Consider the following 22619-nt stretch of genomic DNA (forward strand, 5'->3'; position numbering starts at 1 on the left):
TGATCAGTCACCCGCCAGCGACTCTTGGCTGGCCGCGCAGTTGTTCGGGCCGAGCTCGAGTTCGAATGCTTCCTTGTCGTCGGCCTCCTGCTGCCCGAAGTTCGTGAGGATGATATCCTCATAGTTGGCTGGACGGGGCGGCATGTCCGAGAGGATCAGCTCGACGAACTCGTCTTCGTCCATCGTTAGAGCGTCCATCTCTTCTTCGAGTTGGCCGATCGGTGCCGTATAGGTGCCATCGTCGTCTCGATCGGCGGAGTCACTGAAGTGAGCCCCGCCGACGAGCGTGTCGTTAGGCAGGGTCAGCACGCGCTCCTGAAGCGACTCGTAGAGTTGGCGTGCGGCGTCTTCTGCGCCCTCGTCGTCCTCCTCTAAGTCAGGGCGGGCAACACTCTCGACGAACAGGCCGTCGCCAGTCGCAAGCAGCGAGTCGTCGATCAGGTACGAGGTCATCCCGGAGGTATGTCCGGGCGTGTAGACGGTTTCGATCGTGGCAGCACCGACTTCGAACTCGTCGCCGTCTGCTGCGAGAGTCATCTCGTCGGCGTAGGTGATACCGCGGTCGACTGCCGCCTCGGGGATGACGCCCTTGACGCCTTCTGCGTCGAGAGTACGGACGCCCGAGATATGGTCCGCGTGAATGTGCGTATCGATCGCGTACTGCAGATCGGCGCCGAGGTCGTCCGCGTCCTCGAGGTATCGATCCGTGAACGCGCGCAGCGGGTCGATTACGGCCGCCTCGTCACCGTCAACGATGAGATAGCCGAGACAGCCGCTCGAGGGACGCTGGTACTGGTAGAGCGTCCCCGCACCGTCGTAGCGCTCGACCTCGACGCGCTCGTAGATGCGCGCCCAGCCGTTCACCCCGTCCTCAAGGTGGTCGACGTCGTAGCCGCGCTCTCTCAACTGTGCGGCGACGTACTCGCTCGAGCCTCCCTTCGCACAGAGAACCGTGATTTCGTGGTTATCGGGAATCTGTGCAAGGACATCGTCGTCAATTTCGTCGTCCAGGAACTCGAAGTACGGGATATTGATCGATTCAACTGTCTCTCCGTCGATCTTCCACTCGTTGTACTCCGATTCCATACGGGTATCGAGGAGCGTGACATCCTCGCCCGCGTCGATTCGCCCCTTCAATTCGTCTGGACTGACCGATTCGATCTCGACGTCCGGCATTGGAAGATCCATATCGTCCATGTTGTACAGTTCCCAGTATCGGCTACTGGCACTTAAGGGTTTGTGTAGTATTTCCTATCACCTACAATATAGACCTGCCAAATGCAGCCTCATATTCCATATACGCGTATGCAGGCAGTACTAACTAGGTATTTACCCTCCCCCGGAATCAGGGGGTGTTCGTGTATTGTACAATAACCAGAGGCCTTATATGGGAGCGCCCAATATTGTATGATAGCTCCAATACGGAGCCAGAACGAAACTATGAGTTCGGAATACCAGACCACGGAGACGCTAGACGTGAAAGGACAGTCGTGCCCGATGCCCATCGTGAAGACCAAGCAATCGATCGACGATCTCGAGGCCGGCGACGTCCTCGAGGTCGTCGCGACTGACTCGGGCAGCATGAGCGACATTCAGGGGTGGGCCGACGGCACCGACGGCGTCGAACTCCTCGAGCAGGTCGAGGAGGACGATTTGTACACCCACTACGTGAAGAAGACGGAATAATGAGCACGGACAATCAAACGACACCGATCGAAGACGGCGAGGCGGCCGCCGAATCCGAATCCAACGCCGAGATCGACGCCGCCGAGTTGCAGGCCCTACGCGAGCGCGTCGAGGAGTTAGAGGAGTCGCTCGCAGAGGCGGACCTGGACGACGACCAGAAGAAGATGACCATCGTGGCGACGCAGGGCAGCTTCGACATGGCGTATCCGCCGCTGATCCTCGCGAGCACCGCGGCCGCGTTCGGCTGGGAGGTCGTCGTCTTCCACACGTTCTGGGGTCTCGACATCCTCCACGAGGAGAAGTCGAAGGATCTCAAATTGAGTGCCGTCGGCAATCCCAACATGCCCGTCCCGAACGCCGTCGCCGCGCTCCCCGGCATGGATACGATGGCCACGAAGATGATGCAGAAGAAGATCGACGACAACGGCACCGCTACCATCGAGGAACTGATCGACCTCTCGCTCGAGAGCGGCGTCGATCTGCAGGCGTGCCAGATGACGATCGAACTGATGGACTATGACGAGGACGACTTCTACGACGGCGTCACCACCGGCGTCGGTGCGGCCACCGCGCTGCAACACATGGCTGAATCCGACATCCAACTCCTCGTCTGAGCGATGACCGACGCTGAGTCCACGCGCTCAAAGCCGAGCCTACACGTCCTTGAAGCGATTGCCGACGCGGAAGATACCTCCCCGATTACCCTCGAGCCACCGCTCAACGACGTTGTGGATCCTGCTGCGCTGGACCGATTGTTTGAACCGACCGCTGCTGACGACTCGGTCCGAGGCGGACACGTTTCGTTCCGGTACCGAGGGTATGACGTAACAATCTCTTCGGATGGGGCCGTCAAACTGTCGTAAGAAGAGTTTGGGATTCGCTTCCACGACCCTCGGCTATTGTCATTTTCATGTACTACTACACCCTTCGGTTGAATCACGCGACGCAGAAGGTCTGGAATAGATTAGTTACTGAGCAACTCGTACTCTACTTGCTGTCAGTTTCTCTTCTGGCTTAGGGGAAACAAAGCCACGCATCAAAATCATCCTCCGAGGTTGTGCAGTCCCAGAGGTTGAGCGTTTGGAGTGCTACAAACCACTAGCTAAACTACACATTCTCGGTCACCACTCGAACACGACGCCCACGCCGATCACAGGGAGCTATGCTGTGAGCGCGGGCCCCGGGGTCCAGGTGTTGCCGTCGAGGGCAACGAGGTCGTAGCGGGAAAGGATCTGGAGGGCGTCGACGACCGCCTCGGCGTCATAGGCGTGATGCATCTCCGGCGGCAGATGGTCGACGATGACACTCCGGGTGCCACCGTCGAGCCGCTGCACGGTCTCTAACAGGCGCGAGAAATCAGCTAGAACTAGGCCAAGCGACTCCTGTTCGTCCGTCGGCATCCGCAACTTCTCGACAACAGCGTCATATTCACCCGTAAGCTCCACCGTGATGCCGACACTTCCATTAAATTCGTCGTGGGTTTCGCCCATATCTCGATAGGTAGCATTCGAACGTACAAATGTGTTCCTAAAACGCCTAATACGTGAGTTGAACATGGGTCTTCACCGCTCTTTATACAGCCGAAGGCAGCGGTAGGAGGGACGTCGTGCTGGACGGACAGTGCCTGAGAGTGACCGACAACTCCTATGACATCACGTATCGGTGTCGTCGAGCACGGTGGCGTCCGTGGGCAGGGGTGCCACAATCTAGGTCTCGCCGACGTCACTACCGGTGGCGACCACGTCAGTCCTCCAGTCGGCGGCGATTGCCGCCAACGGTTCACTAGTATGCAGCTGATTCGTGGACGACCAGGATGAGGCACTCGGCCGACGACCACATAGCGCCCCACTCCCGTTCGGTTTCGCTGCAGTTGGCGGCGTGGCCCCTAGACGTTGCCGTGGCGCAACTCCCGTCGAGTCGTGTAACTACCGTGCCCCACGGGGGAGAGCGTCGAGACCAGCACCGCATTGGTCAGGCCGGCGAGTCCCCGAATCACCCTAGACGCCGCGTAGACATGGTGGCTCTGTCGTATCGTGGTTTGTGGCGCGAACGTGGTGGAGGCTCGACCCGGTCCTTTCCAATCATACGGATGGTAAAGAGTCCGTAGCGATATGTCGACCCGGAGTCGGACTGCGCTGTCTAGCCGGTCACGCAGGCCTCGGAACTGATCACCCCTACACTCACCGCTGAAAGACTAGCCCCCTGCTGTCAGACGCCGGTCATTATATTGTACTCCTCGACGTGAACGACCCGCCGCGAGGTTAGGCGGTCAGTGCGTTGGCCGTGAGCCGCTCGTAGTCGGCGGACAGCCCCTCGGCGTCCTCGGGCAGGAGTGCGACCACGAGATGGGGAACGTAGTCAGCGAAGTAGTCCACGAGTGCGGCAATCCGATTCGAGTCGATCGCCTCGAGGGAGTCCAACAGCATGAACGGAACCTCCTCGTAGGCTTCGTGGGCGAGGTAGCCAGCGAGGGTCACCACCAGGCCGACGACCTCGCGCTCGCTTTCGCTCAGGTGTGCGACAACATCCTCATAGACAGTTCCTGTCTCGTCTTGGCGCACCAAGTTGAGGTCGAACACCGTCTCCGGCGGCCCTCGACCGCCGTCGTTGGTTTTTCGCTCGATCCAGACGCGGGCTATGTTCTTGAAGCCGAGTACGTCCAGAATCTCGTCCATATGGTCGTTGAACTGCTCGACCGCCTCCGCTTCAAGATCGGCGATACGCGTCCGCTCACGTTCGAGTTCCGTCGACAGCTCGTCAAGTTGGGCCTCCAGGTCGTCCGGAGATGGGAGGGCTTCGATCTCGGCGATCTCCTCGTCCACCTCGTCGCGTTCCTGTGTGAGTTGGCCGCGCTCGTACTGCAGTTCACTCAACTGTTCGTACGTCTCAAGCAGGTCGCTCTCCCGGAGGGCCTCGGTTTCGGCTACCTCGGCTTCCAGCTCGTGTATCTCCTCGCGGAGTTCGGCGGCCTTGGATTCGAGGTCGTCGAGCCGCTGCTCGCGCTGGTCGATTTTCTCCTCGGTTCGCTCGATCTTCCGGTCAAGTTCCTCTCGGCGGCGCTGCTGTTGTTCCAGTGTTTGGCGGTCGTCCTTGAGTGCCTCGATACGCTCGGTGAGGTCAGCTCGCTCGGCTTGTTTGTCCTCGATAACGGCTCGCAAGTCATCGAGTCGGTCCGCGATAGTACCTTGTTCGACGCGACTGCCGCACGTCCAGCAGACCACGTTCTGGGTCTCGTCCGGGGCAAGCGCCGCCGTCACGGCCTCATCGTCGGGGTCGATCCCCGGGAGGTCGTGGCCGTCCTCCGCGAGGAGGTCATCGTTGAACTCGACGATGGTTCGGAGGCTGCTGATGGTCGTCTCGAGGTGGCGCTTCTGGTCCCGGAGGGATTCCAGTTCGGTCTCGAGATCCGTTCGATCATCGGTGGAGTCGTCAGGAACCGCGTCCCGATCGGCGCGGGCCGTTTCGAGCTCGTCTTGTAATGCGTCACGTTCGGATTCGACCAGTTCGATGTCGTCCTCGGTGCGCTGCAATTCTTGACGCCGGGCATCGAGGTCGTCGACGAGGGCCTCGGCGTCTTCGGCCGCCTCGGCGTCGGCTTCGAAGGCCGCCACCTCGTCGCGCAGGGTATTGAGTTCCTCGTCGATAGAAGCGATCTCTTCTTGGAGGGTGTGGCGGCGTTCTTCGAGCTGGGGAAGCGTGTCGCGACGCTGTTCGACGCGGTCTCGTTCGGCTTCGAGTTCCTGTTTTTCCTGGCGGAGGTCGCGGATCCGTTGTTCGATCGCTTCGGTATCGACGGGGCGCATGATGATGTCGTGGAGGTCGTCACCCCGTTCGACGGCGCGCCGCGCTGGGTTGTCTTCGAGCAGGGTGACGAAGGAATCGACCAGCGTTTCGGCGTCCGTGTAGGGTGTGCCATCACGCTCGATTCCTGCCCCTGTCCGTGTAACGGTGCGGGTGAACTCGTCGTTGCTGAGTGTCAGCGTGACGTGCCCCTCGTCCGCGCCGCTTTTCAGGGTGGGGGCCGTGCCACCGAGTGCTCCGTTGAGGGCCCGTAACAGCGAGGTGCGATTGGTTGCGTTGCGACCGGTGAGGAGCGTGACGCCGGGCGAAAACTCGACGGTTGTCTCGTCGATGCCGCCGAGGTTCGTAATGGAGAGCGTGGCGTGACTGGTATCCGTATCAGTCGTGGGTTCGGACTGTTGAGCCATTATGGGGATAGTTGAGCGCATGACTGATAATCTTCTTGCTTTCCCTATTGGTGCTGGACCGTATGCTGTGTGGTACCCCCACCTCGATGGGTGCTTAGTCGGTCGGGCCGTCAGACTGGTCAGCGGCCGTGCACGCACACTCACGGCGGGAGAGCAGTTGATGTGGCCGATAGGTGGTCCCACAATTGGTACACGTTATCTGGATCATCACCGTGACATCGAGTGGGCCAGTTTCCAGTACGTTCGCATTTCGGAGTCGGGTGACCGTCTGGTCGACAATGTTCGCACATTGCGTGCGAGCCCACTCGATTGTATCACGTGCTTCGTCGGCGGTAATCGTGGAGGTCCGCTGGGTCTCTATATCCAGACACTCACGCAGATGGGTGCGGACTGTCGGGTGGGTGACCCAGTCGGCTTCGACGGCCTCTATGTCCACGCCACGCTGGGCAAGGCGGGTTTGCACTCGGGCTGTCCGTTCGGCAGGCGTGTCATCACTGGCGAGTGCCTCGTAGAGTGTTGTAAGGGCGTCTTCATCACTGACGGCGCCGTAGAGGGCGTCGGTGACGTCTACGTCGTCGGCAGTGAGGGTAGCGGCGAGAACGCGCTGATTGACGTAGTCTGCGAGATCGCGAAGACTCGTCTGCTCTTCCAAGCGCCGGGCTCGAAATTCGGTATTGAGGTCATCGAGATTGTACTGTTCGATGTTCCGCCCTACTTTACACGAACAGGGGGGTACCTCTTCGTCGTGGTTCATACAGTACGTTTCCTCCGTGCTCTGTGATTCGAATGGCATACTATCATGGGGCGATATTCGGTTAGTAGTCTGCATTCGTTCCGGGCAGGTATACGTCTGCCTTTCCAACCGTACTGTTGGTAAAGGTTATGGATCCAAGTGCCGTCAGTGACGAGCGATCACGGAGTAAGCAAAATTGAGAACAGGCTCGCTACGTGCGCCGATGTCAATCCATGCCGCTTGACTATCGAAGTGTGGCGACCGAGCTCCCCGTAAACAGGCCGTATTCAACGTCCGAACAATCCGGATGAAATGAGCCGTTTGTTACCGTGCGTCAAATACGGCACTTCTGCTATCTCGGCAGATATCGTCCGATATCCGGTTGTATAGGGGAGGCCGTGTGTGATTAAGCGGGGGTCCAACTTTCCGGAGTATACGGATACATTCTGCGGCTTTATTTCGGTGGTCAGTGTTGTATTCAGACGGATGGTAACGGTATACCCGGGCAATTCGGAGTTGTGGATATATCGGGGATACTGGGTGATGAACGCAGGTACGTCCGGATAATCCGGATAATTAAGTAGGTCGGGGTTGAAGTATGCAATCACATGTCAAAGACGATAAAAACGGCGTTCGATATCGTTGAAACAATACTTGAGTTGGAGAATGCGGGGGTTGCGGAGTTAGCTGACGAGGTTGATAAACCAACGAGTACCGTTCACGACTATCTGCAAGGGCTTGAGGAGATTGGCTGCGTCGCCAACGAAAACGGGAGGTACCGTGTTGGATCGCGATTTCTGTCGATCGGGACACGTATGCGGAGTCAGTTGGAGATCTATAAGGTGGCCAAACCGGAACTCCAGAACCTAGCAGCCACCACCGGTGAACACGCGAGTTTGATGATCGAGGAAAACAATCACGGTGTGGTTTTATACACGGCCACCGGGGAGCGAGCAGTGCAGGTTGATATCCACGATGGTGACGTCTCACGCCTACACACTACCGCTCCTGGAAAAGTCATACTGGCAAACATTTCTTCACAGCGGACGGAGGAGATCATTGATCACTACGATTTAACGGCCCGAACGCCGAACACTATTACTGAGAGAAGTGAACTATTTGACGAGCTAGATGAGATCCGGGAACAAGGATATGCATTCGACCGAGAGGAACTATTTGAAGGGATGCATGGCGTTGGCAGGCCGATCGTGGTCGGAGATGACGTTATTGGCGCAATCAGCGTCTACGGGCCAGTTGGCCGAATGATGGAATCGAAAATCACTGAAAAAATATCGGATATGGTTTTGGAGACGGCGAACGTTATCGAAGTAAGCCTAAAATATTAACCCATCTTTATACATTGAATTAGACATGCTCACCGGTATATTTGCGGCGGTAGGTTGCTTCATCGTCGTGTGGATTTTGCAGGGAGTCACTGTTGATGTCCGCGGAATCCTTCGTGGACCGAGACCAAACTAGAACACTGTCGACCAGTCGGGCAGCGAGAATGGCCGAGAGACTGACGTCGACTTCGCCGCGTCGATCAATGCAACCTCCCCCGACTTCGATGTTGTCCGGACCCCTATAAACGAACGAAGCTGTGACCACTCGAGTCCGTAATTTTACCCCCGTTTAGGAGAAACGTTGACTGAATGTCGAAGCGATACTTCGAAGACCTTGAACTCGGTGAGACGCTCGAAATGGGAACGTACACCGTTTCGAAAGCGGAAATAATGGACTTCGCCGAACAATACGATCCGCAGCCGTTCCACGTCGACTCCGAGGCTGCAGCGCAATCGTCGTTCGGCAAACTCATCGCCAGCGGTCTCCACACGATGGCCATCACGCAGCGACTGTCGGTCGACGGGTTGTACAACGACGCGCACGGACTCGGTTCGCCTGGCCTCGGCGAAACGGAGTTTCGCAAACCTGTCTACCCGGGCGACGAACTGACGGTAACGCTTGAACCAGTCCGCAAGCGCCCCGAAAGCCGGCCCAACGCGGGCCTCGTCGAACTCGAGAGCCGCACCCGTAATTAGGACAACGAGATAGTCCTCTCGATGGTCGCGAAGGTCCTCTTCCAGCGACTGGGCTCGTCGTGACCGCGCCGGCGACAGGCACCCAACCGCAGACTTATTGCACCGGGCGTTAGTGAATGCTGTATGCGCCTCGATGGGCTGCGAGTACTGGACCTCTCGCGGTTGCTCCCAGGCCCGTTCGCGACCCAGTTGCTCGCTGACGCCGGTGCCGACGTAATCAAGATAGAGGACACCGACCGCGGCGACTACGCACGGTACATGTCGCCGTACACCGACGACGGGACGGGTACCATCTTCGACGCGGTCAACCGCGGGAAGCGGAGCGCCGCCGTCGACCTGAAGACGGAGCCGGGTCGCGAGGCGTTTATGCGCTTGGTTGAGACGGCGGACGTCGTCTTCGAACAGTTCCGGCCCGGCGTCGTCGACAGGCTAGGTATCGACTACGAGTCGGTCCGCGAGCACAACCCCGGAGTAGTTTACTGTTCGCTTTCGGGGTTCGGGCAGACGGGTCCACACGCCGACCGCGTCGGTCACGACCTCAACTACGTCGGGATGGCCGGTCTACTGGATTTGACCCGTGCCGACGAAAAGACCGACCCACAGATTCCGGGCTACCCCATCGGCGACATGGCCGGCGGGCTCTTCGCGGCGTTCAGTATTCTGGGGGCGCTCCTGTCCCGAGAACTCGGGAATACCGGTGGCGAATACGTAGACGTGGCCATGACTGACGTCGTTGCCTCGTTCTCGCAGGCCGTTGCTCATGAGGCGCTGACCGGCGACAGCCCGCGGCCCGGTGAGACACCCCTCACTGGCGCCGCGCCGTGGTACGGCGTCTACGAGACTGCCGACGGGCGGTACGTCACGATCGCGGCGATCGAGGAGAAATTCTGGACGAGGTTCTGCGAGGCCGTCGATCGCGAAGATCTACTCGACGCACACATGACCACCGATCCGGCCGAGCGGGCGGCGCTGCGGGAGGAACTAACCGACTTGTTCGCTGAGAAGACCCGGGACGAGTGGGAAGCGGAACTCGGTGATGTCGACGCGATGGTCGCCCCCGTCTGGACGCTCGGGGAGGCACTGTCCAGCGATCACGCGACGGCTCGCGAATTGATTGACCGCAATACGGGGACGCCGCGCGTCGGATTCCCGGCGCAGATCTCAGAGCCACCCGCGGAAACCGACGGACCCGCGCCGGAACACGGCGAACACACTGACACGGTGTTGCAGTCGGTCGGCTTCGACGCGGCCGACATCCAGTCTCTCAGGGAGGACGGAGTCGTCCGGTAAGCATGCCGGGACCTGGCCGGTTCACGGGGGTTTCACGAGGGACCGACCCTTCTCTAGAACGTAGCCGTGGATTCGAGAATCGGACGCCCAGTCGAGTTACCAGTCGCTGCGGTCGGCGGCCATGTCGGCCTCGTGGGCGTACGGGAGCGCAAAGTCCCGGCGTCCAAGAGCGTGGCTTCGGCACCGTCGGGTCGCCGGAATGCGGGAACTCCCTGCCCGCCGCGTCGTTGAGCGATTCACGAAGTGCCCGTCCCAGCCGCTGTGGAACGAGATGGATGTGGCAGTCGGCCGTGGGTTTGAGGCTCACAGTGTATCACCTCGCTCGTTCGTGCCGTAGGTCCGTTTCATACTGCACCGCACGGAAGGGGGTCCACGTTCACCGGGCTTAAAATTCGGTACGTACCTGTTCTGCGTACGTTTCGGGCGATGTATCGATGACGCCTTCGTCGTGGAGCACCGTGAAGAACGGCGAGTCCGACCAGTAGTACTCGTCGAAGACCGAGCGCGCGACGACCGACATGACGGGCGGGAGCGCCGGGTCGTCCACGAGGTGCAGTACGAGATTGAACGCGTTGAGGCCGGCATCCGCGTACGCTGCGAGGACGTTCGGTACTCCCGTCGCGAACCCCTCGATGGTCTCCCGCCCCATCTCGGCGCAGTTCGTGTCCGGTGCGACGGCGAGCACGTGCCGGTGGTGTTTCGGCGCGAACGCAGCCAGCCAGCCGACTGGGCCAGCCGTTCCAATCCAGCGGTCACCGCCTCGTTCCACGTCGACGAGGTCCGCCCAGTACGTCGACCCCTCGGCGTCGCGATACCGCCGACTCGCCGCCAGTAGCTCGCGTTGTTGGTTGGTACCGAGGTCGTCGATAACGGTCTGCAGGTGGGGATGGACGAGACTTGACCCGGCCGACCGGAGGAAGTTCATGTTCACCGAGGCGTGAGTGACGTCCTCGTCGTGGTCGAAGACGGCGTCCACGTACGCCAGTGCCGCGGTGAGTCCGTCGGCGAACTGCGTCGCCGTGAGCTGCTCCATCGGTTGGAAGTGCGTCTCGGTGAGCACGACGACGTTCGAGTAACTCCCGTACGGATTGAGGTTCGGAAACGACGTCGCCTCCCCGTGTGATCCACGGTCGACGTCCATCCAGTCCGGGTACGTCGGTGTCGCTTCCTCAACGTTTTCCGGACAGAAAAAACACCCTTCGTCGTCCGAGACGACGGCGTCAATCTCGTAGTTGTCGGGCATAACGAATGCTCCGTCGACGATCCGTGCGATGCGGCCAGTGAGGGGGTCCTCGCGGACGTCAACCGTCTCCGTGACCTCCTTGAAGTCCGCCAGCGGACTGTTGAACGTCGCTGACTGTGAGTATGCATTGAACTCCATGCCTGACTAGGACACGGACTGGGCTAAAATTCCTTGGGTGAACGCTTCTAAACGTTCAGTGTACCCTCGAGAGTGCTTCTATGACACTGGTGCTGTGTTGAACGCAAGACCGGCACGTAATATATCTTTGGCGGGCGTTGCTGCGCCGCGGAAGGTAACACAGTTCGATCGGCGTGTCTTCGACGAATTCCTGCACCGCATTGGCCAAGACGACGCAGATTTTTCGCCGAACTCTGTCTGGAGAGCGTCTAGCAAGCAGATTGTCGTGTCGCTGTTGACGTTCTCCGCACAGGGCAGAAAGAACGTCTCGCCGCTGTCGCTGACTGCACCGAGTAGTTTGATGCACGTTCTTGGGTGAGCGATTGTTGGTGAAGTCATAGAGCAGTTTCGAGGATGATGCTGAGTGCTTCCTCGCCGGATTCCGGCGGACACGTTGGCGAAGCTGAAACGCTCTGACGTAGCGTGTGAGCCTGTCTTTAGAGACGCCTTGATGCGGCGAGAGCCAGGCGTCGCGCCAGCGACGCCTGGCTCTCGCAGGTGTTCACGTGAACAGCTCCATCAGCGTATTCCCCGTCGCCGTGGACGACGTATTCGCGGTCGAACTCCTCGTCGTCCTCTAACGGGTCATAGGCCCGAAGCCCATCCGTATAGACGGTCAGCGACTCCTGCTCGTGGTCGGCAAGCAGGAGTCGCACCGTCGATTCCTTGGCAGATTTCGCTGGCAGCACGTAGCAGTCGTTCGTTCCCCGATCAACCAGCACGAACACAGGCAGCTTGTCCTCAGTCATATTTTCCACGGCCGCGCGTGGACAGTCCACGCGAGCGCGACGGACGGTCGCGCTCGCGGCCTTTGAGTCCGGCTTTGACGTACAGTTCGTCAAGTTCAACCGGGCCTTCCAACTGTGGCCGAGCACGTCCAGCGCTCGCAGGAAGCGCTGGACGCGCCGGTACACCGTCTTGTAGGAGACCTCGATCTCCACGTCCCGTTGCCGAAGACTGGTATTGAAGCGGATGTAGGCGTAGACGGCGAGAAACCACTTCCTGAGTGCGATCGAAGAATGCTCGAAGACTGTGCCGGTCTTGTCGTTGAACGTGCGGTCGCAATTCTTACATCGATACCGTTGAAACACCCGATAGCTGCCGTACTGAATCACGGATTCGGCACGGCAGCGTGAGCAATAGACGCCGTCATGCCAGCGAACTTGTGCCAACAGGTTCGCAGCCCGACGCTCCGAGACGAGCGTCTTGATTGAGAACATCGTTCGTCGGGTGACACGTTCGCGTCACCCTTGCCCGCTATGACTTCCAGCTACTGCTGAGATCTGACCAACAATCCTCTACCCAAGAGCGTTGATGCTATCCCACGCGCCCATCACCGGTTCTTGCAGTCGCTAGGTTTCCATACACGAGAGAACGTTCTCGATGAACCGCGCGCCTTCCCGTTTCGGATGCACCCCCACAACTTCGGTGGATCACGGCCTTCCGCAACAACCGCTCGGCGTGTTTGTCAGCGGGAACTCGCTGCGAGGAACGCGCTTCGTGAACCGGTGGTCCTCCGGAAAATCATCGGCACATTCCGCATCGACCGTGGTATGTTCGTTCACGAGACGATCTTGTTCCTGCTGGCGATGTGACGCCAGCAGGGACGCAATCCTTACGAGGAGTTCAAGCGAGTTGTCCGCGACAACGAGATGATTTCACGCGCTCAAGCTAAGCCGATTGTTGAGTCCTCGGACTAAACACGTACCTATAGTTTTAATACACGGGCAAATTAAAGATGTTATCATGCCACACGAGGAGGTCGCTCAAAGAGGTAGTATCATCCGATCGAACGAGATCGCTCGAATGGTCGGCGGTGATATCGCTCGCCGAGCGGCGAACCGAACTCCACAGAAACTGGCGTTCATCGCCCCAGAACAAGATGAAGAGTTGACGTTCGAGGCGTTCAATCGCCGTGTTAATCGCACGGCCCATGCGTTCCAAGAGGAGGGACTGGAGAGAGGGGACCGTCTCGCAATCGTCGGCGGCAACTCCCTCCAGTTCCTAACGGCATACTTCGGGGCACTGAAAGCCGGGATAATTTTCACTCCGATCAACCCGGAGATCACTGCCGAGGATATCGGGTACGAACTCAATCACTCGGAAGCGGATGCACTCCTCGTTGACGAGGTGCTGTATCCGAAGGTCGAACCACTCGCTGCTGATCGTGACATCGACATTCTTGCGGCGATCACGGTGGGTGATGAAGATAGTCCAGTTCCCTCGTTACATGGGGTTATCGACGACCAGGAACCTACGGAACCGGTCGTCGAGATACACGACGAAGACATCGCACAGATTATGTATACGAGCGGGACAACCTCCCGCCCCAAAGGCGTCCTGCTCAGCCATAAGGCGATCACGACCGGCTCTATCAACGTAAGCGCGAGTACTGATCTCACCCGTAATGACGTGATATCCTGTATGATGCCCCTGTTTCATTGTGCGCAACTAACAATGGTGAAAGGCGCGATGCACGTATCGGCAACGACGGTCGTCCGCCGGTCGTTCGATCCCGACGGCTTCCTGGAGGACGTTGAACAGCGTGATCTAACGTGGTCGTTCATGCTACCCGCGATGTACAATGGACTGCTGGCTCGCCCTGATATCGAGGATCGGGACCTATCCTCACTCCGCTACTGCTTGTACGCGATGGCGCCAATAGGGAACGAGACGTTAGAGCAAGCTATTGAGACATTCGATGCCGACTTCGCACTCGCAAGCGGTCAGACCGAGGCCTATCCCCCCACTTGTGTCTACCACCCCGAGTGGCAACTGGAGAAAGAGGGCAACTACTGGGGCCACGCCGCCGCTAACACCGACATCGCGATCATGGACGACGATGGGAACCTGCTCGACCGCGGCGAGGTCGGGGAGATCGTCTACCGCGGCCCGAACGTCATGGACGGCTATCTCAAGAACGAGGAGGCCACGGAGGAGGCGTTCGCCCACGGGTGGTTCCACTCGGGCGACATGGGATTTTTCGACGAAGACGACCTGTTGAAATTCGTCGACCGCAAGAAGGACATCATCAAATCCGGCGGCGAGAACGTCTCCACTCAGAAAGTTGAGTCGATGCTCCTTGACCACCCCGCCGTCGAGGAACTCGCCGTCGTCGGCATTCCACACGAGCACTGGGGCGAAGCCGTCACGGCGTTCGTCATCCCCGCAGAGGGCCCTGACGCTGACACCGAAGACATTCGTGAGTACGCCCGCAAGCGCCTGGCCGGGTTCGAGTCCCCGAAAGCCGTGGAGTTCGTCGAGGAACTACCCAAAACGGCCACGGGGAAAATCCAGAAGTTCCAGCTAGCTGAGCGTGAAGCGGAGTACTACCGAGAGCGCGACGACAAACAGGCCGAAGGATAATCCGACATCAACGCCACATACTTGTTCGTACCGGCTTAATATAGCCAGCGTCGGGGGATCCACAGGCAACCACCGGGATATAAGGTCACCGGGCGAAAGTACTGTAGTATGGACTTCGAAGAATCAGAGCTCGAGCAGATGATCCGCTCGTCGGTACGCGACATCGCGGAGGATTATGACGAGGACTACTGGCGGGACGTCACCGACGAACGACGATTCCCCGAGGAGTTTTGGCAGGACCTCGCAGACAACGGATGGGTCGGCATCTCGATTCCCGAAGAGTACGGGGGACAAGGCCTTGGAATGCAGGAGATGGTAACAGTGATGGAAGAGATCGGTCGCGCCGGGGCCTGGTCTGCGACGTCGGCGTTCATCCTCACCCCGATTTTCGGTGGGGAAACGCTCGTAGCACACGGGAGTGACGAACAAAAGGAACGCTGGCTCCCAAAAATCGCCAGCGGTGATGCCCGCTGGGCGCTTGGCGTCACTGAACCCAACGCCGGACTGAACACACGGAACATCGAAACCACCGCTCGGAAAGACGGTGACGAATACATCATTAACGGCCGGAAGATGTGGATTTCGGGCGTCGCCGAGGCCGATCGAATCACACTCTTGGCACGAACACTCCCAGTCGAAGAGGTGGAGCAACAGAGTCACGGTCTATCGATTTTTTTAGTCGATCCCGAGGATTCGAACCTGGACTTTGACGAGATTCCACTGGACGGGTTCTTCCCAGAACCGACCTACAACCTCTATTTAGATGACATCCGCGTCCACGAGTCACAACTTGTTGGACAGGAACACCAGGGGCTGTACCACATTTTCGACACGCTAAACACCGAGCGAATCGCCGGGGCGGCGACGGGTATTGCCACTGGCTACTACGCCATCGAGAAAGCTGTCGAGTACGCGAATGATCGTGCCGTTTTCAACACTCCGATTGGGTCTCATCAGGCCATCCAACACCCGCTGGCCGACGCCTATGCTGACCTCGAAACGGCGCGGTTGATGACCTACAAGGCTGCGTGGCTGTATGACAACGGTGAAGACGCTGGAACTGCCGCAAACATCGCAAATCTGAAAGCCGGGGAAGCAGCGTGGAATGCCTGCGAAACAGCGATGACCACGTTTGGTGGAATGAGTGTCAGTAAGGAGATGGGTATCGCCAAGATGTGGGAGATGATCCGCCATCTCCGTATTGCCCCAGTCAGCGAACAGATGCTCCGCAATTACATCGCCGAACACGAACTTGGGCTCCCCCGGTCGTATTAGCACCAGGGTCAGTAAACCCCTCGTCACGTATCGGGTGCTCTTCACCCCGCACGGGGCGGGTACTTGTTCCGTCAATCGTCACGCGCTCATCTCGATGACTCGTAACTCAGGATCTTGCTGAACCAATCGGCGCTATCGTTCAGCAAGAGGCCGAGAAAGTTGAGACGCTCATCTCGATGACTCGTAACTCAGGATCTTGCTGAACCAATCGGCGCTATCGTTCAGCAAGAGGCCGAGAAAGTTGAGATATCCCTGAAGATGGTGCTTCGAGACACCTCTGAACTTCGCCAGCCACTGGCGAAGGAAGCTATGGCGGTTCTCACAGCTGTTGACGTGGGCGTCGCCGATCACGTACGTGTCATCGTGCGTGATCGCCAGATGAGCGTCAATGCCGTCGTACTCGTCGATATCATCGTAGATCGTGTAGTCGTCGGTACACAGAATCACTGTCTCGTCACCTTTCTCGGCAATCTCTTCGTCTACGTCTTGGAGGTTCTCTCGAACCAGAAACTCCACTCGTCCGTCGCTCCGACGGACGAGTGTCACGACCGGCGGCTTGTCTGACTCGAAGCTTCCTCGTCCCTTTTTTTGAGTCCGCGCTCGCGCGGACTCTCCTCTTCATCTTCCTTCTCGATCCCCTTCTCACCCGCTGTCACGTAGATTTCGTCGGCTTCACACACATCTGAAAGCGTCAGTTCGGTCAGTTCACCGCACAGCTCTTGGAGATCGTGGCGGAAGTTCAACACCGCCTCGTAGTCCCGCTGGAGATCCGATGCGATCTGTGCGGTCGGCACAGATCGCATCTCCTTGATCATGTAGAACATCTCCTCGATGGGGAACTTCCGATGCTCGAAGAACGAGTTCGTGAGGTCGTTGAAGTACGTCTCACACTCCTTGCACCGATATTGTTGAGCGCCTTTCCCGGTTGTTCCCTTCTTGATGACTGGATCGCTCTCTCCACAATAGACGCACGACACCGTCGCGCCGAAACGGGCGCGACGGAGTCGCTCGTAGCAGTCGTCGGGATCAGGAAGGAACACTTCTACCGAGTCCCTGTCCATCAACAGCAACCAACGAACTCCTCGCTACTGGAAGTTACGACTGGTCGGGATGAGCGTCGTCACGAGGAGTGTCGCGAAGATCGTCTTCCGCTTTCGGCCCTCTAAGTATTCCCGAGCGAGACTCCCATGGACAGAGTTTTTGGGTCGCATCTTTCTGAACAGTTGTTGATGACCCCTTCGAAGAGCGTCTACAAGCGGAGCAGGCCGAGTGCCTCGGAGCTGACCCCGAGGCGGTTCACCCACCGTATCAGGCGAACGCACCGCCTACTCGAAGCCGTGTTCCATTACTACAGCCTATAGTTCGGTCGACGTTCACGGATCGATCCCGTATTCAGCTTCACTATCTTCAGTTCTAAAGCCTGACTCCTGGTCTTGTCACATTGTTCACGAATGAGAGTAGGTGACCATCTGTTTGTCCGTCACGCCCGGCTTAGCACCCCTCACGGTTAATCGGAATTCCGGCCACGGCTTCGATCGGCCGCTGGCCACGAGCCTGTCCAAGTGTCCCGGAAAGCGTTCTCCTATCGCGAAGTTAACAGTCCTCTCTCCAGAGTCCCCTAACCAACAGCGACCTAATTGAGGAAGTATTCTTCTTGTATTGTAAAGCGGTCGATCTTGCCTGTTCCCGACCGAGGGAGTTCGTCTAAGAAGACGACGTTTCGTGGGCGTTTGTAGTTGGCGAGGTCCGTGGAGTCCCGGAAATAGTCGAAGATATCTTCGTCGGTGAGACTCGGATCGTTCGTGACGACTGCCGCGGCAACCCGCTCGCCCCATCGTTCATGCGGTTCTCCCACGACGACTGCCTCGTCGATGCCGTCCATTTCGTAGAGGGCGTTCTCGACCTGATTCGGATAGACGTTTTCGCCGCCCGAGACGATCATGCTGTCGACACGGTCCTCAATGGAGATGAATCCGTCCTCGTCTTCCCGAACGATATCACCAGTGTGGAGCCACCGACGCCCCTCGTGGTCTACCTCGAAGTCTTCGTCGTTCTTCTCTGGACGCCTGTAGTACCCTGGCGAAACGACGTCGCCTGACACAATGAGTTCGCCGAGATCGCCGGTCGGCACCTCGGTCTGCCAGTCCTCGGGATCGACGACCCGGACGTCACATGCGTTCCGGATTGGGGCGCCGTCCGTGGTCAGTTTTCTGTCGTTGGGTCGATTCATGATCACCGCGGGCATCGTCTCCGTTAACCCGTATCCGGGGAGCGCCAGTGCGCCGTACCGTTCCTCGAACTCGGATATCGGGTCCACTGGGACGTTCTGTCCACCGGTCGGGGCGTACTGGAGTGAGGCCACGTCGTATGCGTCCTCGCTGTCCGCGGAATCGCGGTTCACGAGATCGTAAAGCATCGTCGGGATAGTGAACAGATACGTCACGCCGTGATCTTCGATCGCCTGAAGGGCTGCCTCGGCATCCCATTCTTTCAACAGTACCTGCGGTGCGCCGAGGAGGGTGAACGTCGTCAGCTTCAGGTTGAGACCACTGTTGTGGAACAACGGGACAGCTGTCAGTGCGACATCGTCTGTCGTGAACCCGATGTGGTGGATATAGGCCATATCGTGTGCATAAATATTCCCGTGGGTGGCGATGACTGGTTTCGCTCGGCCGGTGGTCCCGCTCGTATGCATGAAGAAACAGTGATCGTCCATCTCCCGCGGAACGGACTCGAAATCGCCCGACGCGTTGCCGATGCTCGTCTCGAAATCGTGGACGTCCGTTTCTGGGACATTTAGGTCTCCGTCACCAGCCAGGTACACGTGCTCGACAGGCGTTAGATCGACGTTCTCGAAGACACTCCCAACGGGCGAAACCGTGAATACGGCGTCGTGCTCAACGTGATCGATCATGTACTCAACCTCCCCTTGTTCGAACCGGAGATTGAGGGGCATAGGTACGACACCGGCTTTCATGGCCCCGTAGAACCCGAAGACGAACACCGGGATGTTGGGCATGTAGATTGCCATGTGATCCCCAGGCCCTAGCCCGTGGCCCGTGAGGACGTTTGCAAACTGACTCGCGCGATCGTCGATATCGCTCCAGGTGAACGTCTGGTCTTCGAAGAACAGTGCTGGAGCGTCCGGTTGGCTACGAGCCTGGAACTCAAGTTCCGTCGCGAAGTTCATGGGTGTTATTGTCAAACAATGCCTTTAGTTCTTTCGGTCAGTAGTATCAAGAGAGGCGTCAGGGTTAGAGCGACGTATTGTGGAACGGTGAAGACTCTGAGCCGCGATCTGGTTGAACTGGCGGTACTTCGATGGAAAAATCATTGCCAAGAGCGCCTGTTCGGTACCTGAATAGACCGAACCACGCTTCGAAGTGTGTCCGATTCCCCACGTTTTCGTACTTCCAGTCGAGGTGTTCGAACGGCCGGTCGTACCACGGCCCGCGGTCGGCTCGCACCAGCGGGCGACCGCGGCACCGTTCAAGGACGCCTTCCAGAAACAGCAACCCAGTGAGGCTTGATCAACCAGGCGAGATATCGCCGGCTAGAACCTCTAACGTATCGCAATCGACTGCCGCCCAGGCTGAGTGCTGCTCGTCGCCGATCTCGGTCTTCGTCTCGTCGACGGCGACCTCCTCACGAGCCCGGCAGTCAGGCTCGAAGAGATGCTTCAACCGATGGAACTCTGTCTGATCGCTTCATACGACCGATCCACGAACAGTTCGATCCGACGATACGACAGGCCAGCGGAATACAGCAATGCCGCGAGGACACGTCGACCGAGCGTTACGGCAAACATTAAAGGAGGTTACTTGACTTATGGGGAGTATGGCGTACGAGACACTGACGTACCAACACGATGCTGGAGTAGCGGAAATAACACTCGATCAACCCGAGAAACACAACCCGTTGAGTAACGCTGCTGCCCTAGAACTCACTGCAGCACTCGAGCGAGCGCATGACGACAACGACACGACCGTCGTCGTGCTGACGGGGGCTGGCGAGTCGTTCAGTGCAGGTGGTGATATCGAGGAGTTCAGCGACCAGATGGACAAACGGGCAACCGAGTTGTTCGATGAGGGGGGGGCTTCGGCAGAATTGTTCCAGCTGTTGGCAAGGTACGAAAAGCCAGTCGTTGGAGCCATTAACGGCAGCGCATTTGGCGGCGGGTGCGGCCTCGCCGCTGCCTGCGACCTGACATATGCATCCGAACGCGCACAGTTCGGCACGACCGAGATCACGCTCGGGTTGTTCCCGATGGTTATCCTTCCAGCACTCAGAACGACACTCGGCGATCAGAAAACGCTCGAACTGGCGCTCACCGGCAGGCGAATCGACGCGGCCGAGGCTGAGGACATCGGTCTCGTCACAGAAACGGTCGCCGACGGGAATGTCCTCGATCGGGCCCACGAGACAGCACGCGAACTTGCTGGCCGGAGCCCGCTCGCGCTTACCCTGGGTCTCCACGCGTTCAATGAAACCACCGATATGCCCGCCGAGCGGGCTATCGAGACGTTGAACGCATATCGGGTCCTCTTCTACAAGAGCCACGACCTCAAGGAAGGTGCCGAGGCGTTCCTCGAGGACCGGGATCCGGAGTGGAAAGGAGTCTAGGCCGTATAAAGAACTATCTCGATCGAGGCTAGTGGGTTAAATATGGGTGACACAGACCGAGGAACCCGCCTGACTGCCCTCGCGGGGGAGATAAGGAGGGTCGACCGGGTCGTCGCGTTCACCGGGGCAGGAGTAAGTACGGCCTCTGGTATCCCGGATTTTCGGGGTGAGTCGGGTCTCTGGAAGCGCTATGAACCCCAACAGTTTCATATTCGTGCGTTTGAACGGGATCCGGAGTCGTTCTGGGAGACGATGGTTGGTGTCTACGAAGAGGCGTTCGGCGTCGATCCGGAACCGAACCCGGCCCACGAAGCACTCGCCGAGATGGAACGAGCGGGCATACTGGAGGGCGTCGTCACACAGAACGCGGACCAACTACATCAGAAGGCAGGGACCGAGAACGTCATCGAACTGCACGGCAATCTCCGAGAGGCCGTCTGTCAGTCCTGTAACCAGCGCGAACCGTTGTCGGAGAGCATCAACCGCGCACGTGAACGGGACCTCCCACCCCGCTGTCGCGACTGCGACGGGGTGTTAAAACCCGATGGCGTCCTGTTCGGCGAACAACTCCCTGAATACGCCCTCTATCGTGCTCACGCACTCGCCGAGAAGGCGGACGTGTTTCTCGCGACAGGATCATCACTCAGGGTCGAACCAGCAGCAAACCTTCCGAAGACAGCCGCCGACCGGGGTGCAACACTAGCAATCGTGAACCTTGATCCGACCCCGGTTGATGTCAATGCAGACTATACGTTCCGTGCAGACGTCACCGAGGTGCTTCCGCGATTGGCCGATGAATTGACTGAATGACCGTGCGGTTGACGTGCTCGAGAGTCCTTTCGACCGAATGACGATTTAGCCGAACGAGGTGCTCGGTCGGAGTCTCACACCGGGTCGCACACCGAGGCATGCACTCCGTCCGCATCGACATTGACGGTACACACGCCCTCCGTGGCGAGGTAATGGAGGTACGCTGCCGCTACCAATATCAGGAACGGTAGTGTCGCCTCGCCAGCGTTGAGCGTTTCTTCGGCCAGGTCACGTGCGGTCGTCTCACCCCGGGCGCGTACGCGTTCGCGGAGTTTACGTTCGGTTCGCCGGTCTTTCTCGATACAGTCGACGATGCGTTCGGTGGGGGAAGACAGTTCAGGGCCGTGGCCCGGCACGAGACGGTCAAGGTCCAAGGTCTGCAGTCGCGAGAGCGACGTTCTGTACGCGCCGACGTCCCAATACAGTGGTGCGTACATGAAATGACCATTTTCGGAGATGATATCGCCCGAGAGCAACGTCCCTGATTCGTAATTATACAATGACATATGCTGGGCCGAGTGTCCTGGTGTATGGACCACTTCACACTCGTAATCACCGAGACGGACGGTGTCGCCGTCGGAGACTACCCGTTCGATGGTCACGTCGCGATACGGCTCGTCCAGCGGGAAGAAGACGTCGTAGAATGCTTCCTGCTGCTGCCGCAGAGGATCGGGAAGTCCCGCAGAGAGTCGTTGCATATCTTCCCGGGCCTCTCGGAGGTACGACTCGACATCGTTCAGGATGGCCGGCGCGCCATCGTAAACGACGTGCGGAAGGTCGGCCAGTTCTGGAACGGTGACGGATCCGCCGAAGTGGTCGACGTGTGGATGGGTGAGGACGACGCGCTCGATACCGGTGAGGTCGCCCTCGTGAATAGCGCGTTCGACCGATTCACGCCGGGACATGTGTCCCGTGTCGATGAGCGTGTCTCCAATCCGAAAGGCGTTCACTGTACCCGCGGCCGGTTGTTGGAACTCGAATCGCTCGTACTCCATCGTTATTGGTGACACTCCCGGCCCACATCAATCACTCGGACATCCTGTGATGTGCAGAGACAGAGCGACCGGCGAGAATGACCGGTCTCTTGGGTGTTTGCAGTCGTACTCCGTGGGTTCACGATCGCCTCGATAGCAAGGTGGTGCCCAACCGGTTCCAGCCCCGTCGCCGAA

General features: G+C 58.6%; 20 protein-coding genes and 2 pseudogenes. 11 read left to right on the forward strand and 11 right to left on the reverse strand.

The genetic code is table 11. From position 1 onward, the window contains the following. Positions 1-3: 3 nt before the first annotated feature. Positions 4-1197: an MBL fold metallo-hydrolase gene (locus tag PGX04_RS17695; RefSeq protein ID WP_273739723.1), complete on the reverse strand. Its 1194-nt coding sequence runs from the start codon at positions 1195-1197 to the stop codon at positions 4-6. 243 nt (positions 1198-1440) lie between these two features. Here PGX04_RS17695 and PGX04_RS17700 point away from each other — a divergent pair, with 243 nt between their 5' ends. Genes PGX04_RS17700 through ddfA form a run of 3 tightly spaced genes read left to right on the forward strand, consistent with a single transcriptional unit; the run spans position 1441 to position 2549 of the window. Further along, entirely contained in the window at positions 1441-1686 is a 246-nt protein-coding gene (locus tag PGX04_RS17700; protein WP_006111093.1) for a sulfurtransferase TusA family protein, read from the forward strand. After that, positions 1686-2300: a DsrE/DsrF/DrsH-like family protein gene (locus PGX04_RS17705; protein ID WP_273739724.1), complete on the forward strand. Its 615-nt coding sequence runs from the start codon at positions 1686-1688 to the stop codon at positions 2298-2300. Before PGX04_RS17700 ends, PGX04_RS17705 begins: the two co-directional genes overlap by 1 nt. Positions 2301-2303: 3 nt before the next feature. Then, the gene (ddfA, locus tag PGX04_RS17710; protein ID WP_273739725.1) at positions 2304-2549 is read left to right on the forward strand and encodes a DdfA family disk-determining factor; all 246 of its coding nucleotides are present in this window, start codon (positions 2304-2306) and stop codon (positions 2547-2549) included. Between the two features lie 297 nt (positions 2550-2846). On the opposite strand, the gene PGX04_RS17715 is transcribed toward ddfA, so the two are convergent. From PGX04_RS17715 to rdfA, 3 genes are all read right to left on the reverse strand, one after another. Next, positions 2847-3176, reverse strand: coding sequence for a hypothetical protein (locus PGX04_RS17715; protein WP_273739726.1), 330 nt, complete (start codon positions 3174-3176; stop codon positions 2847-2849). A 771-nt stretch (positions 3177-3947) separates the two neighbouring features. After that, positions 3948-5894, reverse strand: a complete 1947-nt coding sequence (locus tag PGX04_RS17720; RefSeq protein WP_273739727.1) for an archaea-specific SMC-related protein — start codon at positions 5892-5894, stop codon at positions 3948-3950. Positions 5895-5988: 94 nt separating this feature from the next. Next, a complete protein-coding gene (rdfA, locus tag PGX04_RS17725; protein ID WP_273739728.1) occupies positions 5989-6648 on the reverse strand; it encodes a rod-determining factor RdfA in 660 nt (219 codons plus the stop codon). 587 nt (positions 6649-7235) lie between these two features. Here rdfA and PGX04_RS17730 point away from each other — a divergent pair. The 3 genes from PGX04_RS17730 (at position 7236) to PGX04_RS17740 (ending at position 9956) form a co-directional block, all read left to right on the forward strand. After that, on the forward strand, positions 7236-7973 hold the full coding sequence (locus tag PGX04_RS17730) for an IclR family transcriptional regulator (RefSeq protein ID WP_273739729.1): 738 nt from the start codon (positions 7236-7238) through the stop codon (positions 7971-7973). A 306-nt stretch (positions 7974-8279) separates the two neighbouring features. After that, positions 8280-8666: a MaoC family dehydratase gene (locus tag PGX04_RS17735; protein WP_273739730.1), complete on the forward strand. Its 387-nt coding sequence runs from the start codon at positions 8280-8282 to the stop codon at positions 8664-8666. Between the two features lie 123 nt (positions 8667-8789). Next, positions 8790-9956, forward strand: a complete 1167-nt coding sequence (locus PGX04_RS17740) for a CaiB/BaiF CoA transferase family protein (RefSeq protein ID WP_273739731.1) — start codon at positions 8790-8792, stop codon at positions 9954-9956. 96 nt (positions 9957-10052) lie between these two features. Here PGX04_RS17740 and PGX04_RS17745 read toward each other — a convergent pair whose 3' ends face one another. The 4 genes and pseudogenes from PGX04_RS17745 to PGX04_RS17760 all read right to left on the reverse strand — a co-directional run bounded on the left by PGX04_RS17745 (position 10053) and on the right by PGX04_RS17760 (position 12596). Continuing rightward, positions 10053-10196: a hypothetical protein gene (locus PGX04_RS17745; protein ID WP_273739732.1), complete on the reverse strand. Its 144-nt coding sequence runs from the start codon at positions 10194-10196 to the stop codon at positions 10053-10055. A 145-nt stretch (positions 10197-10341) separates the two neighbouring features. Beyond that, positions 10342-11337: a hypothetical protein gene (locus PGX04_RS17750; protein ID WP_273739733.1), complete on the reverse strand. Its 996-nt coding sequence runs from the start codon at positions 11335-11337 to the stop codon at positions 10342-10344. A 139-nt stretch (positions 11338-11476) separates the two neighbouring features. Then, positions 11477-11679: pseudogene (locus tag PGX04_RS17755) on the reverse strand (IS630 family transposase); the annotation flags it as partial. A gap of 134 nt (positions 11680-11813) precedes the next feature. After that, complete coding sequence (locus PGX04_RS17760) at positions 11814-12596, reverse strand: IS1595 family transposase (RefSeq protein WP_273739734.1); 783 nt, start codon at positions 12594-12596, stop codon at positions 11814-11816. Between the two features lie 261 nt (positions 12597-12857). Here PGX04_RS17760 and PGX04_RS17765 point away from each other — a divergent pair. The 3 genes and pseudogenes from PGX04_RS17765 to PGX04_RS17775 form a co-directional block, all read left to right on the forward strand. After that, positions 12858-13076 (forward strand): annotated as a pseudogene (locus PGX04_RS17765) (IS66 family transposase); the annotation flags it as partial. A gap of 46 nt (positions 13077-13122) precedes the next feature. Then, positions 13123-14742: a class I adenylate-forming enzyme family protein gene (locus tag PGX04_RS17770; RefSeq protein ID WP_273739735.1), complete on the forward strand. Its 1620-nt coding sequence runs from the start codon at positions 13123-13125 to the stop codon at positions 14740-14742. Between the two features lie 108 nt (positions 14743-14850). After that, positions 14851-16017: an acyl-CoA dehydrogenase family protein gene (locus PGX04_RS17775; protein ID WP_273739736.1), complete on the forward strand. Its 1167-nt coding sequence runs from the start codon at positions 14851-14853 to the stop codon at positions 16015-16017. 168 nt (positions 16018-16185) lie between these two features. Here PGX04_RS17775 and PGX04_RS17780 read toward each other — a convergent pair. Next, positions 16186-17078 (reverse strand): IS1595 family transposase gene (locus tag PGX04_RS17780; RefSeq protein WP_273739737.1). Its coding sequence is split into 2 segments (ribosomal slippage): positions 16186-16607 and positions 16607-17078, totalling 894 coding nucleotides; the frame shifts between segments, so codons are not numbered across the junction. 572 nt (positions 17079-17650) lie between these two features. Continuing rightward, entirely contained in the window at positions 17651-19207 is a 1557-nt protein-coding gene (locus tag PGX04_RS17785) for a class I adenylate-forming enzyme family protein (RefSeq protein WP_273739738.1), read from the reverse strand. A 647-nt stretch (positions 19208-19854) separates the two neighbouring features. Here PGX04_RS17785 and PGX04_RS17790 point away from each other — a divergent pair. Both PGX04_RS17790 and PGX04_RS17795 read left to right on the forward strand, forming a co-directional pair. Then, positions 19855-20640 (forward strand): enoyl-CoA hydratase/isomerase family protein, encoded by a 786-nt coding sequence (locus PGX04_RS17790; protein ID WP_273739739.1) that lies wholly within the window; start codon positions 19855-19857, stop codon positions 20638-20640. 42 nt (positions 20641-20682) lie between these two features. Then, positions 20683-21450, forward strand: coding sequence for an NAD-dependent deacylase (locus PGX04_RS17795; RefSeq protein WP_273739740.1), 768 nt, complete (start codon positions 20683-20685; stop codon positions 21448-21450). A gap of 74 nt (positions 21451-21524) precedes the next feature. Here PGX04_RS17795 and PGX04_RS17800 read toward each other — a convergent pair whose 3' ends face one another. Next, positions 21525-22445 carry an MBL fold metallo-hydrolase gene (locus PGX04_RS17800; RefSeq protein ID WP_273739741.1) on the reverse strand — a complete coding sequence of 307 codons (921 nt, stop codon included), beginning with the start codon at positions 22443-22445 and terminating at the stop codon, positions 21525-21527. Positions 22446-22619: the final 174 nt, after the last annotated feature.

The organism is Natrinema soli (assembly GCF_028618695.1).

Coding starts and splice junctions, on each gene's coding strand:
- PGX04_RS17695 (WP_273739723.1), bottom strand. CDS start 1,197: ATGGACGATATGGATCTTCCAATGCCGGACGTCGAGATCGAATCGGTC.
- PGX04_RS17700 (WP_006111093.1), top strand. CDS start 1,441: ATGAGTTCGGAATACCAGACCACGGAGACGCTAGACGTGAAAGGACAG.
- PGX04_RS17705 (WP_273739724.1), top strand. CDS start 1,686: ATGAGCACGGACAATCAAACGACACCGATCGAAGACGGCGAGGCGGCC.
- ddfA (WP_273739725.1), top strand. CDS start 2,304: ATGACCGACGCTGAGTCCACGCGCTCAAAGCCGAGCCTACACGTCCTT.
- PGX04_RS17715 (WP_273739726.1), bottom strand. CDS start 3,176: ATGGGCGAAACCCACGACGAATTTAATGGAAGTGTCGGCATCACGGTG.
- PGX04_RS17720 (WP_273739727.1), bottom strand. CDS start 5,894: ATGGCTCAACAGTCCGAACCCACGACTGATACGGATACCAGTCACGCC.
- rdfA (WP_273739728.1), bottom strand. CDS start 6,648: ATGAACCACGACGAAGAGGTACCCCCCTGTTCGTGTAAAGTAGGGCGG.
- PGX04_RS17730 (WP_273739729.1), top strand. CDS start 7,236: ATGTCAAAGACGATAAAAACGGCGTTCGATATCGTTGAAACAATACTT.
- PGX04_RS17735 (WP_273739730.1), top strand. CDS start 8,280: ATGTCGAAGCGATACTTCGAAGACCTTGAACTCGGTGAGACGCTCGAA.
- PGX04_RS17740 (WP_273739731.1), top strand. CDS start 8,790: ATGCGCCTCGATGGGCTGCGAGTACTGGACCTCTCGCGGTTGCTCCCA.
- PGX04_RS17750 (WP_273739733.1), bottom strand. CDS start 11,337: ATGGAGTTCAATGCATACTCACAGTCAGCGACGTTCAACAGTCCGCTG.
- PGX04_RS17760 (WP_273739734.1), bottom strand. CDS start 12,596: ATGTTCTCAATCAAGACGCTCGTCTCGGAGCGTCGGGCTGCGAACCTG.
- PGX04_RS17770 (WP_273739735.1), top strand. CDS start 13,123: ATGCCACACGAGGAGGTCGCTCAAAGAGGTAGTATCATCCGATCGAAC.
- PGX04_RS17775 (WP_273739736.1), top strand. CDS start 14,851: ATGGACTTCGAAGAATCAGAGCTCGAGCAGATGATCCGCTCGTCGGTA.
- PGX04_RS17785 (WP_273739738.1), bottom strand. CDS start 19,207: ATGAACTTCGCGACGGAACTTGAGTTCCAGGCTCGTAGCCAACCGGAC.
- PGX04_RS17790 (WP_273739739.1), top strand. CDS start 19,855: ATGGCGTACGAGACACTGACGTACCAACACGATGCTGGAGTAGCGGAA.
- PGX04_RS17795 (WP_273739740.1), top strand. CDS start 20,683: ATGGGTGACACAGACCGAGGAACCCGCCTGACTGCCCTCGCGGGGGAG.
- PGX04_RS17800 (WP_273739741.1), bottom strand. CDS start 22,445: ATGGAGTACGAGCGATTCGAGTTCCAACAACCGGCCGCGGGTACAGTG.